Here is a 15,209-nt window from a genome sequence, read left to right on the forward strand (position 1 = left end):
AGCAGTGACAAAGAGGGCTTCAGGGGCCTCTGCGACCGTCAGGCGGAGGCCAGCTGACGGGGCGGAGCCTGTGGGGCGGGTGAGGTCGCGGTGGCGGCCGGGGCGGTCGCCGACGCGGTGGCGCGGGCCTGGTCGTAGCGGTGCAGGAGGAGGTGGGCCATCGCCTGGTGGGCGCCGAGCGGGGCCGCCGCGATCCAGGGGGCGGCATCGGCGCACTGCGTGGCGAAGCGGCCCGGCGCGGTGAAGTACGAGGCCACGGCGGTGCGGTGGCGACCACGGGCGGCGAGGGCCCGCACCGCGGCGGACACGCTGAGCGGGGCGGCCGGGGTCGGCGTGGCGTACGCGGGGATCACCGGTACGCCGAGCCGCTGGGCGAGGAGGTCCGCCGTACGCCGGGTGTCCGTGGCGGAGTCCGGGTCGCGAGAGCCCGCTGCGGCGAGGACCACACCGCCGGTGCGCCGAGCCGCCTGGCCGGCACCCGTGGGCCAGCCCGCTTCGACGAGCCGGTCGTGCAGCGCGTCGACGAGCAGGGGGTGCGGGCCGAGCGGGGCCGCGACCCGCGTGTCGAGGTGCGGGGCGTGGGCGGCGGCCTCGGGGATGTCGTGCTTGACGTGGTAGCCGCGGCTCAGCAGCAGCGGCACGAGGACGGCGGAGCCGGTGGCCTCGGCGAGGGTGTCGCCGAGCAGCGGTTCGTTCAGCTCGATGTGGCCGAGGCGCATGCCGAGCCCGGGCCGCAGCTCGCGGACGATGTCGAGGAGCGCCGTGACGGTGGCGAGAGCGCGGGGGTCACGGCTGCCGTGGGCGACCACGACGAGGTCGGGCGCCGGTGCGGGGCGGCGCCTGCCGTCGAGCGAGACGAGGGTGAGCTGGCTGACGAGCTGGCTGTTGATGCGGTCCATGAGGTGCGCCGTACTTTCGAGAGGGGTGCTGCCGGACTCATCGCGAAGAGGGTTCGACGGCGTCATGGACCGAGGATGGCCGCGCCGTATTGCGTTCGCGTTGCGCGCCGGTCACGGGCCGTTTCAGCCTGGCTCACCGGCGGCGGCGCGAGCTTGTCAGTACGGCTCGGCGGGGTTGTCGGTGCGGTCGCTTACCGTTGGGGACAGCGATCGGATCGGGGGGATCCGGCCTGGGGCACGGGGGAACGGGATGGAACGGCCGGGGTGGATGCGGCGGACGGGGACGGCCCGGCCGTCAGGGGTGCGGGCCCTGACCGGCAGATGCGTGGCCCGGCTGCGCCGCCTGCGGCTGCCGCGCACGCGGCGGGGACAGCGGCGGGCCGTGCAGGCCTTCATGGCCGTGTGCGTGGTGGCGCTGCTGCCCGCGACGTGGCTCTTCGTGACGGCGGAGGGGCGGCTGCACAGCACGGCCGACGTGCCGCGCACGCGGGTCGCGGTCGTCTTCGGCGCCGGACTGTGGGAGGGCGAGCCGTCTCCGTACCTCGCGCACCGGCTCGACGCGGCGGCGGAGTTGTACGAGGCGGGGCGGATAGAGGTCGTCCTCGTCACCGGCGACAACAGCCGCGAGGACTACGACGAGCCGGACGCCATGCGCGCGTATCTGACCGAGCGCGGCGTGCCGGGGCGGCGGATCGTCAGTGACTACGCGGGCTTCGACACGTGGGACTCCTGCGTGCGCGCCAAGAAGGTGTTCGGCGTCGACCGGGCGGTGCTGATCAGCCAGGGCTTCCACATACGCAGGGCCGTCGCGCTCTGCCGCGCGGCGGGCGTCGCGTCGTACGGCGTCGGGGTCGACGCCAAGCACGACGCGACCTGGTACTACGGCGGCGCGAGGGAGCTGTTCGCGGCGGGCAAGGCGGCGGTGGACTCGGCGTTTCAACCGGATCCGCGGTTCCTGGGGCCCCGGGAGCCCGGCGTGGACCGGGCTCTTGCCTCACCTCGCTGACGGACCTGGCCCTTGGGCCTTGAGCGGGGGTGCGTCTGGCTGCTCCCGCCGGCCGCCGGGTGCCGGTCGTGGTCCGTCCTCGCGCGGTTCTCCGCGCCCCTGACGGGGCACGACCGGGCTCACAGTGGGGGGCGGGGCTCGCTGAGGTCGGCTTACCGCGTGTGTAACGCGAGCGCGTCGGGGCGCGTAACAAGCCCGGCGGACGCTGGACCGCATGCACACCACGGCGACACCGACCCACTGTCCGTACTGCGCGCTGCAATGCGGGATGGGCCTGGCCACAGGGCCCGGCGGGGTGGAGGTCGTGGAGCGTCCGGGGTTCCCCGTGAACGGGGGCGCGCTGTGCGGCAAGGGCCGCACGGCGCCCGCTGTGCTCTCCTCCCGAGTGCGCCTGACCGAGCCACTCATCCGGTCCCACGCCACGGGCCGGCTCGAACCGGCCACCTGGGAGGAGGCGATCGGCCGCGTCGCCGAAGGTCTTTCCCGCACGCGTACGGAGCATGGCGCGGACGCCTGCGGGGTGTTCGGCGGCGGGGGTCTGACCAACGAGAAGGCGTACGCCCTGGGGAAGTTCGCGCGGGTGGCGCTCGGGACGTCGCAGATCGACTACAACGGCCGGTTCTGCATGTCGTCGGCGGCAGCGGCGGGGCAGCGGGCCTTCGGGCTCGACCGCGGTCTGCCGTTCCCTCTCGAGGACATTCCGCGCACCGGCTGTGTGATCCTCGTCGGCTCGAACCTCGCCGAGACGATGCCGCCCGCGCTGCGGTATCTGACGGAGCTGAAGGCGAACGGCGGCAAGCTGATCGTCGTCGACCCGCGCAGGACCCGTACCGCCGAGCAGGCCGACCTGCATCTGGCGCCGCGTCCCGGCACCGACCTGGCGCTCGCGCTCGGCCTGCTGCATCTGGTGGTGGCGGAGGGGCGGACGGACGAGGCGTTCATCGAGGAGCGGACCAGCGGCTGGACGGAGGCGCGGGCGGCGGCGATGGCGCACTGGCCGGAGCACGTGGAGCGGATCAGCGGCGTCTCCGTGCCGCAGCTCCGGGACGCGGTGCGGATGTTCTGCGACGCCGAGGCCGCGATGGTGCTCACCGCGCGCGGGCCCGAGCAGCAGTCCAAGGGGACGGACACGGTGGGCGCGTGGATCAACCTCTGCCTCGCGACGGGCAACGCGGGCCGCCCGCTGGCCGGGTACGGCTGCCTGACCGGGCAGGGCAACGGGCAGGGCGGGCGCGAACACGGCCAGAAGGCCGACCAGTTGCCCGGCTACCGCAAGCTGACGGACCCCGCGGCGCGGGCGCACGTGGCGGGGGTGTGGGGCGTCGACCCCGACTCGCTCCCCGGCCCCGGCCGGTCCGCCTACGAGCTGCTCGACGCGCTCGGCGGGGACATCAAGGCGCTGCTCCTGATGGGCTCGAACCCGGTCGTCTCGGCACCGCGCGCCGCGCACGTGGAGGAGAAGCTGCGGTCCCTCGACTTCCTGGCGGTGGCGGACGTCGTCCTCTCCGAGACGGCCCGCCTGGCCGATGTGGTCCTTCCGGTGACCCAGTGGGCCGAGGAGACGGGAACGGTGACGAACCTGGAGGGCCGGGTCCTCCTGCGCCGCCAGGCGATAAGTGCCCCCGCCGGCGTCCGAAGCGACCTGGACGTACTGCACGGCCTGGCCGCCCACCTCGGCCACGAGAAGGGCTTCCCCACGGACCCGGAGGAAGTCTTCGAGGAACTGCGCCGGGCGAGCGCGGGCGGCCCGGCGGACTACTCGGGCATCTCGTACGCGCGCCTGCGGGAGGGAAACGGGGAGGGCGTGTTCTGGCCTTGTCCGGCGGGCGAGGACGGCGGTGAGAGCGGAGGTGAAGACGGGGTCGACGGGGTGCATCCCGGGACTCCGCGGCTTTTTCTCGGGGGGTTCGCCACCGCGGACGGGCGGGCTCGGTTCGTGCCGGTGGTGCATCGGGCCGCCGCCGAGGAGCCGGACGCGGAGTATCCCGTGCTCCTGACCACCGGGCGGGTCCTGGCGCAGTATCAGTCGGGGGCCCAGACGCGCCGTGTCGACGAGCTCAACTCCGCCGCTCCCGGGCCCTTCGTGGAGCTGCATCCGCGGCTCGCCGCGCGACTGAAGGTCGAGGAGGGCGAGCCGGTGACCGTCGTCTCGCGGCGGGGAAAGGCCGTGGCCCCGGCGCGCATCACGAGCACGATCCGCTCCGACACCGTCTTCATGCCGTTCCACTGGCCGGGCGAGGGCCGGGCCAACTCCCTCACCAATCCGGCACTTGACCCGGTCTCCCGGATGCCGGAGTTCAAGGTGTGCGCGGTGCGCCTGGAGCGGGCCGAGCGGCCCTAGCGGCACCGGGCGCGAGAAGCGGGCCGGGATGCATGCTCTCCCGGCCCGCCGTCATGCGCGTACGGAAATCAGCAGGTGCGGCCGGTGTAGTGCGCGCCCTGGATCTTGCTCGCCGAACCCAGCCAGCTCCGGCCCGGGCCGACACAGCGCTCGTAATCGGGGGCCATCGCCACCTCCACCTTGATGACGACGTTCGAGCCGTCGCCCGTGCAGTGGTTGTAGAACGCGTCGCTGCCGGTCTCGTAGAACCCGCAGGGGTTCATGACGGCGGTCGGCGCGTGAGCGGACGCGGCGGCCGCCACGGGGAGGCCGAGGGTGAGGGCTACGGCGCCGACGAGGACCGGCAGCGAACGGCGAAGGCTCATGGGGCAACTCCTGCTGAGGACGTGGTGCTCACGCACCGACTCACGCACCGACTGGTGCACACGGAGAGTGCCACAACAGCGACCCTCCGCGATCATGGCCGTTCGCGGGGGTCGCTCGCACGGGTGACGGAGTCCACCGGATCGAGTGCGCAGGCGTTTGAGCTGCGTGATTCGCACCGCGGCCTGGCACGCGCGCCACCATCACCTCCTCAGCGGTGCGCCCGGAACGCCGCCCAGTCCCCTCCCTCGATCACCGCCCCCGAAGCCCGCAGCCCCGCCGCCACCCGTACCGCCGCCACGTACACCCAAGCGCGCGACGTCGACCCGTCCAGGAGGGTCACCTCGCGCACGACGCGCTCGTACAGGTTGCGGGGGTCACCCGGCGCGTACACCTCCAGTGCGTCGAGATCGGCGAGGAGCCGGTCGTACGCGGACGGCAGCGCGGCGATCAACTCGCCGCACACGGGGCCACCTTCGGGGTCCTCCAGGAGGTACGGATAGCCGGGCCCTTCGTAGAGAACCGCCCCCGGGAGCCGGGCGGGCGACTCCGCCTCGACCCTGCCGCGCAGGTGGACGTCATAATTGCGCTCCCCCGTCCGCAGCGTCCCGTACACGAAGAACGGCAGCCGATCCCCCTCCGGTCTCATCATGCGCCCGATTCTCGCCGGACCGACCCCACGGCGGGACGGCAGGAGCGGCAGGAGCGGCAGGGGACACCGGCCCTGGCCGAAGGTCCCGATTTCCGCGTTTCCCCCCCGTTCGACCCTTCCTGTTACACAACCTCCTGTTTTCCGTGATGGAGGCTTCTTACCGTCGGTAGGGCCATGAACCTTTCCTGCCCCCGCCGCCGCGCCCTGCGCCGCGCCGCCCTCTTCACCGCCACGGCGGCCGTAGTGCTGGCCGGATGCGGCAGCGTGGACGGGCTCGGCCCCGGTGAGCCCGCGCCGTCCGTGTCCGTGCAGCCCCGCCCCGAACCGCTCTGGCCCGCCTGGTCCGGCACGTCGTCCGAGGCGCCCGGCGCCGACACCGCCACCCACCAGCCCCCGCCGGAAGCCCTGGAGGGACTGCCGAAGCTGGGCAAGGACGGACTCCGCACGGAGGACTTCCGCAAGGTCCTGCGGGCTGATCCACGGATGAAGCCGCTCGCCGAGCGCGGCGAGATCGACCGCCCCGGGGAGGCCGGGATCAGGCCGCCGCTGCTGACGGACCTGACCGGCGACGGGCGGCCCGAGCTGCTCGTGGCCGCCGACACGGAGAGCGGCCGGAGCGTTCTCGCCGTCTACAAGGAGCGCGACGGCCGAGTCTATCCGATCCTGTTCACGGCCGGGAAGCGCGTGAGCATCGAGACGCTCGGCCAGGACGTCCTGGTGCGCAGCTCGTGCGCGGACGGCGGCCAGCAGGCCGTGCGCTACCACTGGGACGGCGTACGGATGTCCACGGTGAGCGACAACAAGAGCTACAAGAAGACACCGGATTCCGACGGCTCCCAGCCGACGAAACCGGCTCCGGACCTGCCGGGACGCATCAAACCCTCGGGTGGCATGGAGTCTTCGCGTGGCGCGGAGCCGTCCGGCAGCACGGAGCCTTCCGACGGCACGGAGCCTTCCGACGGCCGGGGCGGGCAGTGATGAGGACCCTCGTCCAGCGCACCCGCGCCACGCTCAACTCCCTGGGCCTGCGCTGGAAGATCGCCGCGCTGCTCGCCCTCGGCTGCGCGGTCGTCGCCGTCGCCATCGGGATCCTCGTCCACCAGGCCCGCCTCGAACAGGTCTCCGCGGGCGCCAGGTCGGGGGCCACCGCGCAGTTGGTGCGGGTGCGCCAGCTGTACGAGCTGACGGGGCAGGTCGACACCGGCGACGAGGGCATGGACGCCGCCCTCGACGCACCCGATCTGCCCGCGTCGCTGCGGACCGCGGCCCTGGACGGGCAGCGGACCACGTACCTTGACATGAGCGCCGACAAGCCCGCCGTGTGGGCGGCGCGCCCGGTCGGCGACCACGTGCTCTCCGTCCGCGAGCCGCTGACCGAACAGGCCGCCGAGATGGCGGAGTTCGACCGGCAGCTGCTGGCGTCGGGGGCCGTCGTCGTCATCCTCGCGGCGCTCGGCGGCGCCGCGCTGGCCAGCCGTCTCAGCCGCGAGCTGCGGACCGCGGCGGCCACCGCGCGCCGCATCAGCGGGGGCGAGCTGGACGCCCGTATCGACCATCCGCGACCGCCGGGCAGCCGGCCGGGCAAGGACGAGGTGGCCGAACTGGCCACCGCGGTCGACACGATGGCGGCGTCCCTGCAACAGCGCATCGAGGCCGAGCAGCGCTTCACCGCGGACGTCGCCCACGAGCTGCGCACCCCGCTGACCGGTCTGTACACCGCGGCCGAGCTGCTGCCGCAGAGCCGCCCCACGGAACTCGTGCGCGACCGGGTGCTCGCCCTGCGCACCCTCACCGAGGATCTGCTCGAAGTGGCGCGGCTGGACGCGGAGGTGGAGCGACCCGATCTGGACGCGCACCCGCTGGGCTCGCTCGCCGAGGGGATCGTGCAGCGGTCGGGTTGCCCGGTCCGGTTCGTGGCGGCGGGCGGCCCGGACGACGACGCGCTCGTACGCACCGACGCGCGCCGCCTGGAGCGGATCATCGCCAACCTCGTCGCCAACGCCCGCAGGCACGGGGCCGACCCGGTCGACGTACGGGTGGCCGGGCCGGTGGTCACGGTCAGCGACCACGGCCCCGGGTTCCCCGAACACCTCCTGAGGGACGGCCCGCAGCGCTTCCAGACCGGCACCACCGAGCGCGGGCACGGCACGGGCCTCGGTCTGACGATCGCGTTCGGCCAGGCACAGGTGATCGGCGCGCGCGTGGAGCTGCGCAACGCGGAGAGCGGCGGCGCGGTGGCGGAAGTACACCTGCCGCGGGTCTAGCCGCGCACCGCTCGCGCCATCAGCTCCCGTACGGGCGGACCTCCTTGGCGCTGCGCAGCGCCCACGCCCACCACTGGAGCTGGTCGAGCATCGACTTGGCGGCGGCGTTCGCGGCCGTCGGGTCCTTGTGGGTGCCGTCGTCGGCGAAGAGGCCGCCTGCGTTGTGGAAGGAGACGGTGTCGCGAATCGTCATGGTGTGCAGCTCGGCGAAGACGGGACGCAGGTGCTCGACGGCACGCAGACCGCCGGAGAGCCCTCCGTAGGAGACGAAGGCGAGGGGCTTGGCCTGCCATTCGGCGTTGTGCCAGTCGATGAGGCTCTTGAGGGACGCGGGGTACGAGTGGTTGTACTCCGGGGTGAGCACGACGAAGGCATCGGCGGCGGCCAGCTTCGGGGTGACCTTGCCGAGCTCGGCGAGGGTCTCGGGCGACGGGTTGAAGGAGAGCGAGGTCGGCAGCCGGGACTCGGCAAGGTCGACGACGTCCACCTCGAAGTCCGCACGCTCCCGGATGTGGCCCAGCAGCCAATCAGCGACGATCGGCCCGAAGCGTCCTTCGCGATTGCTCCCGATGATGACGGCGACGCGAAGGGGCGCGGGGGTGGAGGCAGAGGTGGCAAAGGCGGCTGAGGTGACAGAGATGGCAGAGGCGGACGTGGAATCAGCGGCATTCGTGTTCTGGGGCATGACCAAAGCCTCGATGCTCAACCATGGTTGAGGTCAAGCGGCTCCGGCAGCGGGTTCGGTGGGGTGCGCGCAGGCCTCGCCCGCCCCTCCCGCACCTCTCCCCCCGCGTCGTACCGTGATCCCCATGACGACTCCCTCGCCTCTGCAGCGCCTTGAGATCGACGGGCAGGCCGCCACCGCCGACCGGCTGTTGTGGGCCGCGCTCGGTGGCGTGGGGCACTTCACCGCCATGCAGGTCAGAGGTGGTGCCACGCGTGGGCTCGAGCTGCATCTGGGCCGGCTCGACGCCGCCACCCGCGAGCTCTTCGGCCGGGAGCTGGACGGGGAGCACGTCCGCGAGCTCGTCCGGCACGTGCTCCGGGACGACATCGCCGACGCCTCCGTACGCGTCCACGTCCACGCACCCGAGGGCGAGCCGTCCGTGACGGTCACCGTCCGGGAGCCCGGCACGGTGTCCGAGAGCGCGCAGGCCCTGCGGTCCGTCCCCTACCAGCGGCCCTTCCCGCACATCAAGCACCTGGGCGGCTTCGGCCAGGCCCGCCACGGCGAGCTCGCCCGGCGGGCCGGCTTCGACGACGCGCTGCTCACCGCGCCCGACGGAACGGTCAGCGAGGGCGCCGTCACGAACATCGGCTTCTACGACGGCTCGGAGGTGGTCTGGCCCGCCGCGCCCTGCCTGCACGGCATCACCATGCAGCTGCTCGAACCGCGGCTCCCGGCCGCCGGTCTTCCCACCCGCCGGGCCCCGGTCACGCTCGCGGACCTCTCCTCGTACACGGCCGCCTTCGTCACCAATGCGCGGGGCATCGCGCCGGTGCGGCGGATCGACGGCACGGAGTTCGCCGTCGACGAGAAGCTGATGGCGACACTGGCGGGTCTCTACGCCGACGTCCCCTGGGACACCGTCTGAGGCGGACTCAGGTGAGGCCTCCTCAGGTGAGTCCGCCTCAGGTGCACGGGGCGGGCCGTCCGGCGGAGAGTGTGGCGCCCGCCGCGGCACGCCCACTCGGCCCCCGGGGTCACCCATTCACAGGCGCCCCGCGCCCCCTTCGGACACTTCTCCGCGACACGCCGGGTGACCTGCTGGAATGTTCCCGTCGAAGTGTCAGAAGCCGCTCCGGCGCAGAGATTCTGACGGGCCTTCAGGAGGCGTGCGCCGCCGAGTGCCACTTACCTCGGTAGAGCGGGGTTCGACCGACGCAGCGGCACTTGGAGGTGCCGCGGGCCGTGCCCTCTGATGGTCCCTCGGAGGAGCAAGCACGATGCGCAAAGCCCGCCTGCTGACCACCGCCGCGCTCGCCGTCGCATCGGCGGGTCTCATGGCATCCCAGGCCGCCGCCGCGACCCTCGCCGCCGGAGGAGGCCTGGAGATCCAGCCGTCCACCGTCATGCCCGGCTCCACGGTCACCGTGAACACCGCCGCCTGCGGCAGGGGCGGCACCGCGTCGGGCGACGCCAGCGCGGTCGGCGCCGGCACCTTCACGCTCGCGCCGGGCGCGGAGGAGGAGAGCGCGAGCGGTCGGTTCAAGGTGCCACCGTCGGCCCAGCCCGGCACGTACGAGATCGTCGCCAAGTGCTCCGGCTCCGGCGCGGACGGCAAGCAGCTGGCGGGCGACCTGGTCGTCACGATCACCTCCACCGCCGCCGCCCGTGAGCAGCGGCAGGTGACCCCGAAGGGACATGTGAAGACGGGGGTCGGCGGCGCTCTCGGCCCCGACCCCGTGCAGACCGCGGCGGGTGTGGCGGCGCTTGCCGTCGCCGCCGCGGGCGGTACCTGGCTCCTGCATCGCCGGGCGAGAGGCGACAGGATCTGACGGACACCCTCCGCTGTCCACCGGTACCGCCAGCCCCCTCCCTCTCCGGGTCCGCCTGTCCCTCGTGGACCCGGAGAGGGAAGCGGGGACCGGCCTCCCCGAACCCTGAGGGGGACGAGTCGAGTGATGCGCAGGAAGAACACCGGGCAGACGAACCCCGGGCAGACGGACCCCGGGGAGAAGAAGCCGGGCGGAAAGAGGCCGGGCGGGAAGCGGCCCGGTGGGCAGCGAGCCGGTGGGCAGCGAGCCGGTGGGAAGCGGCCCGGCCGACGGATCCTCAACTCCGCCATAGGAGCGGTCACCGTCCTGGCCCTGTGCTCGGGGGCCTGGCTGCTGCACAACGGCACCGAGTCGCACCCGCCGCCCCAGCCGTCCGCCGAGCAGGCCGCGTCGGCGCACCCCCCGTCCGGCCGCGCGCAGACCTCCGCCGCGCTCCCGCCGTCCCCGCCCGACCGCATCCGTATCCCCGCGATCCGGGTCGACGCGCCGCTCATGGGGCTCGGCCTCACGCGGCAGGGCAGCCTCGACGTACCGCCGCCGAAGAAGACGAACCTGGCGGGCTGGTACGAGTCGGGGACGACGCCCGGCGAGAGCGGCACGGCCATCGTGGCGGGGCACGTCGACAACGCCGAAGGCCCTTCCGTCTTCTACGACCTGGGGCGCCTGACCAGGGGCCGCACCATCGAGGTCGAGCGCAGGGACGGCAGCGTCGCGGTGTTCACGGTCGACGCGAACGAGGTCTACGACGCCAAGAACTTCCCGGACGACAAGGTGTACGGGGCCGCGGACCGGCCGGAGCTGCGGGTGATCACCTGCGGCGGCAACTACTCGCGGAAGACCGGCTATCAGGGCAACGTCGTGGTGTTCGCCCACCTGACGAGCGTGCGCTGACCCTCCGGCGAGGCGCCGTCCTGGGCGAGGCGATGTCCTAGGCGATCCACTGCTCGTACGCCATCTTCGCCACGAGCGCGAAGACGGTGGTGAGCAGCACGATCCGGACGAAGCCGCTGCCCTTCTTCAGCGCGGTGTGTGCGCCGAACATGCCGCCCGCGAGGTTGAAGACGGCCATCAGTGCGGCCAGTTGCCACAGGACCGCGCCCTGCCAGGCGAACATCGCGAGGGCGCCCGCGTTGGTGCAGCAGTTGACGATCTTGGCGGTGGCGGAGGCGGACACCAGGTCGAGATGGAGCACGGCGGTCAGCGAGAGCACCAGGAACGTGCCGGTGCCGGGCCCGATGAGCCCGTCGTAGAACCCGATGCCGAGACCCGCGAGGCCGATGGCGGCGAGGATGCGCTTCGGCGACGCCGGCCGGGCGGAGGGCGCGGTGCCGAACGCGGGCCTGAAGATGACGAAGGCCCCGACGCCGAGCAGCACCACCATGATCACGGGCTTGAGCACCTCCGTGCTCATCCCGGCGGCGAAGAAGGCGCCGCCCATGGACCCGGCGAGCGCGGCGAGCCCGATCCGTACGGCGGTGGGCACGTCGACGGGTGTCTTCCTGACATACGTCACCGCGGCGCCGGTCGTCCCGACGATGGCGACGGCCTTGTTCGTCCCCAGGGCGTGAGCCGCCGGGGTCGAACCCGGCAGCCCGAGCAGCAGCGCGGGCAGCAGCAGGAGGCCGCCCCCGCCGACCACGGCGTCGATCCAGCCGGCCGCTAGGGCGGCCATGCAGAGGACGACGACGGTGGTCAGGGATATGTCGGGCATGATCGCGACCTTATGGAGCGGGCGATCACGCCGTCCACGAATTCCGGGAGAGTTGAGGGTCTTCAGAGGTTTCGGGTTCCGGCGGAGGTCTTCGTCGCCCCTACGGCGCCGCCTGAGGTGCCGGGGCCCCGGCCGGGGTGCGGTCGGGCGCGGGCGGCGCCGCCGGGTCGACGGTGAGGGCGAGGACGGTGGCGACCAGCGCGCTCGCACCGGCGAGGCCCGTCGCCAGCTTGCGGCGCGCCTGAAGTGTCGGGCCGAGGACCGGGCCCACGGGTTTGCGGTGACGTCCCATGTCAGCCCCTCTCAGAAGGTGAAGCACTCGGCGTGGATGCGCTCCTGGGGCACCCCGGCCCGTACGAGCGCGGTGGTGGCCGAAGCGGCCATCCCCGGGGGTCCGCACAGATACACGTCGTGCTCGGCGAGGTCGGGGACGAGATTGCGCAGGGCCTGCGGGGCGAGCGGGTCGAAGGAGGCGTCGGACCGCCCGAGCAGATAGTGCAGCCCCGCTCCCCGGCCCCGGGCGATCTCCTCCAGCTCCTCCCGCAGCACGAGCTGCTCCGCGCTGCCCGCCCGGTAGAGGAGCGTGATGTCCCCGGACCCGCCCGGCAGCGTCTCGAACAGTGCCCGCATCGGGGTGATGCCCACGCCGCCCGCGAGCAGCAGTACTTTCCGCCTCGTACGCCGGTGAGCGGTCAGCGCCCCGAAGGGCCCCGTGGCGAGCACCCGCGTCCCCGGCTTCAGGCGCCGCATCCGCCGCGTGTGGTCGCCGATGGCCTTCACGGTGATCCGCAGGGTGTCGTCGCGCACGGGCGCGGAGAGCGAGAACGGCAGCGCGGTGTGCCAGAGCCTGCGCCGCAGGAAGCGCCAGCGGAAGAACTGTCCGGGTTCGGCGCGCAGCTCGTCGAGCCCGATGCCCTGCATCACGACCGACACGACACCGGGCCCCTCGTCGCGTACGCCGATGACGCGCAGGCTGTGCTTCAGCGCCTGCCGCACGGGTACGACGACGCGGTACCAGACGAGCAGCACCGCCACCGTGGCGTGCAGCATCGACCACACCCACACCGTCAGGATGCTGCCCGCCACGTCGGGCCCCGCGAGCTGGTGCACGAACGCGAGCGCGGCGCCGAGGTACGTCAGCAGATGCACCGCCCGCCATGTCTCGTGCGGGACGCGGCGCCGCATCGCGCGCGCCGATGTGACGCCGACGGCCATGAGCAGGGACGTGCCGACGGCGGCGAGGGCGAGGCCCGGGTAGCCGAGCAGGTCGAGGGTGGCGCTGAGGAGGTCGGTGCCGGCGTGGGCGGCGTAGCCGCACAGGGCGAGCAGGGCGTGGCCGAGGCAGAGGGTGAGCACGTAGCGGCCGCCGAGCGCGTGCAGCCGGGCGAGCCGGTCGGCACCGACGCCGTGCTCCACCGCGGGCACGCGGGCCATCAGGAAGAGCATGACGAGGACGCCGTACCCGGCGAGCAGCCCGCTGAGATGGGCACCGGTCGCGAAGAGCACGTCCAGCCGGGCCGAGGGTTCGGCCTGCGTGCCCCAGAGCGCGGTGACGGCGATGCCTACGGCGAGGATGCCGGTGCGCAGGGCGGTGGGGGTGAGGCGGATCGGGGGGACGGGGGTGGCGGCGGTCTGGGGGGCCGTCTGGGGGGCCGTCTGCGGGATCGGCGGCCCCTCCGTCTGCCGCAGGTATGCGGACAGTGCGGGGTACGCGTCGAGTCGGGATTCGGCTGCCTCGGTGGTCACCGCCGCAGACTAGGCGCGGGGCGCCGGTGGAAGTGGCTGGTCAGCGAGTTATGGTTGATCCTTAAGGCGGGCTTGAGGATCGGCTCAACGGGGGTTAAGCCCGGGCAGTATTCGGCTGATCGATGACGCTGCGGGGCGATCGGACGGGTGGGCGGGAAAGGCCTGTTCGGCAACGGTCGGATGCGGGGCGATCGAGCGAGTGGGCGGGAAAGGCCTGTTCGGCAACGGTCGGATGCGGGGCGATCGGGCGAGTGGGCGGGAAAGGCCTGTTCGGCAACGGTCGGATGCGGGGCGATCGGGCGAGTGGGCGGGAAAGGCCTGTTCGGGCCGAGGTGACTGCGGGGCGAGTGGCACCCCAGGGGCCGCCCCCGGCAGCCTCACATCCCGCCCCGGCGCCCGCTGAGGGCAGCGTTCCTCCTGGGAAACAGTCAAGATGCCGCCGGGTAACACCGCCCCCGCACTCTGCCGTACATGACCTCTTCCACCCCGAGCCCCAGCACCGCCCCCGTGGTGGTCATCGGCAGCGGACTGGCCGGTGTCCGCCTGGCCCAGCGGCTCGGGGCGTCCGGCGACACCACCCTCACCCTCATCGGGGAGGAACCCCACGCCCCGTACAACCGCGTGCTCCTCGCCGACGTCCTCTCCGGACGGCTCGGCCCCGAGGTCATCGGACTCCCGCCCGCCACCGGCGACTTCCTCCGCACCCGCGCCGTCCGCGTGGACCCCGCGGACCGGCTCGTGCACTGCGCGGACGGCAGCGTCGTCCCGTACGGCACCCTCGTCCTCGCGACCGGCTCGAACCCGGTGCTCCCTCCCCTGCGCGGACTCTTCGAACCCGGCGCCGCCGAACTGCCGCGCGGCGTGCACCCGTTCCGGACCATGGACGACTGCCTCGCCCTGTCCGAGGCCGTGGGGCCGGGCACCCGCGTCGTCGTCATCGGCGGCGGACTCCTCGGCGTATCGGCGGCCCGCGCACTCGCCGTCCGTGGCGCCCAGGTCGTCCTCACCCAGCAGGGCGACCGCCTCATGGAGCGGCAGCTCGACCCGGCCGCGAGCGCGCTGGTCCACCGGCATCTCACCGAGCTCGGGGTGGAGGTGCACACCGAGTGCCGTGTGCGCGGGGTGCGGCAGGCCGGCAGGGCCGTACGGTCGGTGGAGCTCGCCGACGGCTACGTACTGGGCACCGACCTCACCGTCCTGGCCTGCGGCGTCCGCCCCCGCACGGGGCTCGCGCAGGCCGCGGGCCTCGACGTGCGCCGCGCCATCGTCGTCGACGACGAGCTGCGCACCTCCGACCCGCACATCCGCGCCATCGGCGACTGCGCCGAGCACTCCGGTGAGGCCCGCTGCCTGGCGGCGCCCGCGCTCGAACAGGCCGACGCCCTCGCGGACGCCCTGATCTCCCCGCGGGACGCGCGCCCCTACTCCGGCACCCGCGCCCTCACCCGTCTCACCCTGCACAACGGACACCCCGGCTCCGCTCCCCTGGACCTGGCGGCCTTCGGCGACCCCGAGCACCGGCCCGACGACGACGTCGTCCAGCTCGCGGACGCCACCCGTGGCACGTACCGCAAGGTCGTCGTGCGCGGCGACCGGCTCGTCGGCGGCGTACTGCTCGGCGAGCTCACCGCCGTCGGCGCGCTCGCCCGCGCCTGGGAGGCCGACGACCTGCTGCCCGACGACGGCAGCCCCCTGCTCCACCTGCTCACCAACGACGGAGGCCTCTGA

General features: G+C 73.3%; 15 protein-coding genes. 8 read left to right on the forward strand and 7 right to left on the reverse strand.

Features of this window, described 5'->3' with window-relative positions:
- Positions 1 to 38 precede the first annotated feature (38 nt).
- Entirely contained in the window at positions 39 to 965 is a 927-nt protein-coding gene (locus AB0E78_RS03985) for a sirohydrochlorin chelatase (protein WP_361827858.1), read from the reverse strand.
- 328 nt (positions 966 to 1,293) lie between these two features.
- Here AB0E78_RS03985 and AB0E78_RS03990 point away from each other — a divergent pair, with 328 nt between their 5' ends.
- Together AB0E78_RS03990 and AB0E78_RS03995 are read left to right on the forward strand one after the other, a co-directional pair.
- Positions 1,294 to 1,905, forward strand: coding sequence for an ElyC/SanA/YdcF family protein (locus AB0E78_RS03990; RefSeq protein WP_361828537.1), 612 nt, complete (start codon positions 1,294 to 1,296; stop codon positions 1,903 to 1,905).
- A gap of 214 nt (positions 1,906 to 2,119) precedes the next feature.
- Positions 2,120 to 4,246: a molybdopterin oxidoreductase family protein gene (locus AB0E78_RS03995; RefSeq protein WP_361827861.1), complete on the forward strand. Its 2,127-nt coding sequence runs from the start codon at positions 2,120 to 2,122 to the stop codon at positions 4,244 to 4,246.
- 68 nt (positions 4,247 to 4,314) lie between these two features.
- On the opposite strand, the gene AB0E78_RS04000 is transcribed toward AB0E78_RS03995, so the two are convergent.
- Together AB0E78_RS04000 and AB0E78_RS04005 are read right to left on the reverse strand one after the other, a co-directional pair.
- Complete coding sequence (locus AB0E78_RS04000) at positions 4,315 to 4,611, reverse strand: DUF6355 family natural product biosynthesis protein (protein ID WP_361827864.1); 297 nt, start codon at positions 4,609 to 4,611, stop codon at positions 4,315 to 4,317.
- A 209-nt stretch (positions 4,612 to 4,820) separates the two neighbouring features.
- The gene (locus AB0E78_RS04005; RefSeq protein WP_361827866.1) at positions 4,821 to 5,261 is read right to left on the reverse strand and encodes a gamma-glutamylcyclotransferase family protein; all 441 of its coding nucleotides are present in this window, start codon (positions 5,259 to 5,261) and stop codon (positions 4,821 to 4,823) included.
- A 174-nt stretch (positions 5,262 to 5,435) separates the two neighbouring features.
- Here AB0E78_RS04005 and AB0E78_RS04010 point away from each other — a divergent pair, with 174 nt between their 5' ends.
- Together AB0E78_RS04010 and AB0E78_RS04015 are read left to right on the forward strand one after the other, a co-directional pair.
- Complete coding sequence (locus AB0E78_RS04010; RefSeq protein ID WP_361827869.1) at positions 5,436 to 6,239, forward strand: hypothetical protein; 804 nt, start codon at positions 5,436 to 5,438, stop codon at positions 6,237 to 6,239.
- A complete protein-coding gene (locus AB0E78_RS04015) occupies positions 6,239 to 7,525 on the forward strand; it encodes a HAMP domain-containing sensor histidine kinase (RefSeq protein ID WP_361827872.1) in 1,287 nt (428 codons plus the stop codon). The genes AB0E78_RS04010 and AB0E78_RS04015 overlap by 1 nt, the downstream gene beginning before the upstream one ends.
- A gap of 19 nt (positions 7,526 to 7,544) precedes the next feature.
- Here the strand turns inward: AB0E78_RS04015 and AB0E78_RS04020 are convergent, their stop codons facing one another.
- Positions 7,545 to 8,210, reverse strand: a complete 666-nt coding sequence (locus tag AB0E78_RS04020) for an NAD(P)H-dependent oxidoreductase (protein ID WP_361827875.1) — start codon at positions 8,208 to 8,210, stop codon at positions 7,545 to 7,547.
- Positions 8,211 to 8,334: 124 nt separating this feature from the next.
- Between AB0E78_RS04020 and AB0E78_RS04025 the strand changes: the two genes are divergently transcribed.
- From AB0E78_RS04025 to AB0E78_RS04035, 3 genes are all read left to right on the forward strand, one after another.
- A complete protein-coding gene (locus AB0E78_RS04025; protein ID WP_361827877.1) occupies positions 8,335 to 9,120 on the forward strand; it encodes an aminotransferase class IV family protein in 786 nt (261 codons plus the stop codon).
- Positions 9,121 to 9,472: 352 nt separating this feature from the next.
- Positions 9,473 to 10,024 (forward strand): hypothetical protein, encoded by a 552-nt coding sequence (locus AB0E78_RS04030; RefSeq protein ID WP_361827880.1) that lies wholly within the window; start codon positions 9,473 to 9,475, stop codon positions 10,022 to 10,024.
- A gap of 126 nt (positions 10,025 to 10,150) precedes the next feature.
- Positions 10,151 to 10,915: a class F sortase gene (locus AB0E78_RS04035; RefSeq protein ID WP_361827882.1), complete on the forward strand. Its 765-nt coding sequence runs from the start codon at positions 10,151 to 10,153 to the stop codon at positions 10,913 to 10,915.
- 37 nt (positions 10,916 to 10,952) lie between these two features.
- Here the strand turns inward: AB0E78_RS04035 and AB0E78_RS04040 are convergent, their stop codons facing one another.
- The 3 genes from AB0E78_RS04040 to AB0E78_RS04050 all read right to left on the reverse strand — a co-directional run bounded on the left by AB0E78_RS04040 (position 10,953) and on the right by AB0E78_RS04050 (position 13,481).
- The gene (locus tag AB0E78_RS04040; RefSeq protein ID WP_361827885.1) at positions 10,953 to 11,735 is read right to left on the reverse strand and encodes a TSUP family transporter; all 783 of its coding nucleotides are present in this window, start codon (positions 11,733 to 11,735) and stop codon (positions 10,953 to 10,955) included.
- Between the two features lie 100 nt (positions 11,736 to 11,835).
- Positions 11,836 to 12,027, reverse strand: a complete 192-nt coding sequence (locus AB0E78_RS04045) for a hypothetical protein (protein WP_361827887.1) — start codon at positions 12,025 to 12,027, stop codon at positions 11,836 to 11,838.
- Between the two features lie 11 nt (positions 12,028 to 12,038).
- The gene (locus AB0E78_RS04050) at positions 12,039 to 13,481 is read right to left on the reverse strand and encodes a ferredoxin reductase family protein (protein ID WP_361827890.1); all 1,443 of its coding nucleotides are present in this window, start codon (positions 13,479 to 13,481) and stop codon (positions 12,039 to 12,041) included.
- Positions 13,482 to 13,952: 471 nt separating this feature from the next.
- Here AB0E78_RS04050 and AB0E78_RS04055 point away from each other — a divergent pair, with 471 nt between their 5' ends.
- Positions 13,953 to 15,209 (forward strand): FAD-dependent oxidoreductase, encoded by a 1,257-nt coding sequence (locus tag AB0E78_RS04055; protein ID WP_361827892.1) that lies wholly within the window; start codon positions 13,953 to 13,955, stop codon positions 15,207 to 15,209.

This window comes from Streptomyces sp. NPDC032198 (assembly GCF_040636975.1).
In the GTDB taxonomy this organism is placed as follows: Bacteria; Actinomycetota; Actinomycetes; order Streptomycetales; family Streptomycetaceae; genus Streptomyces.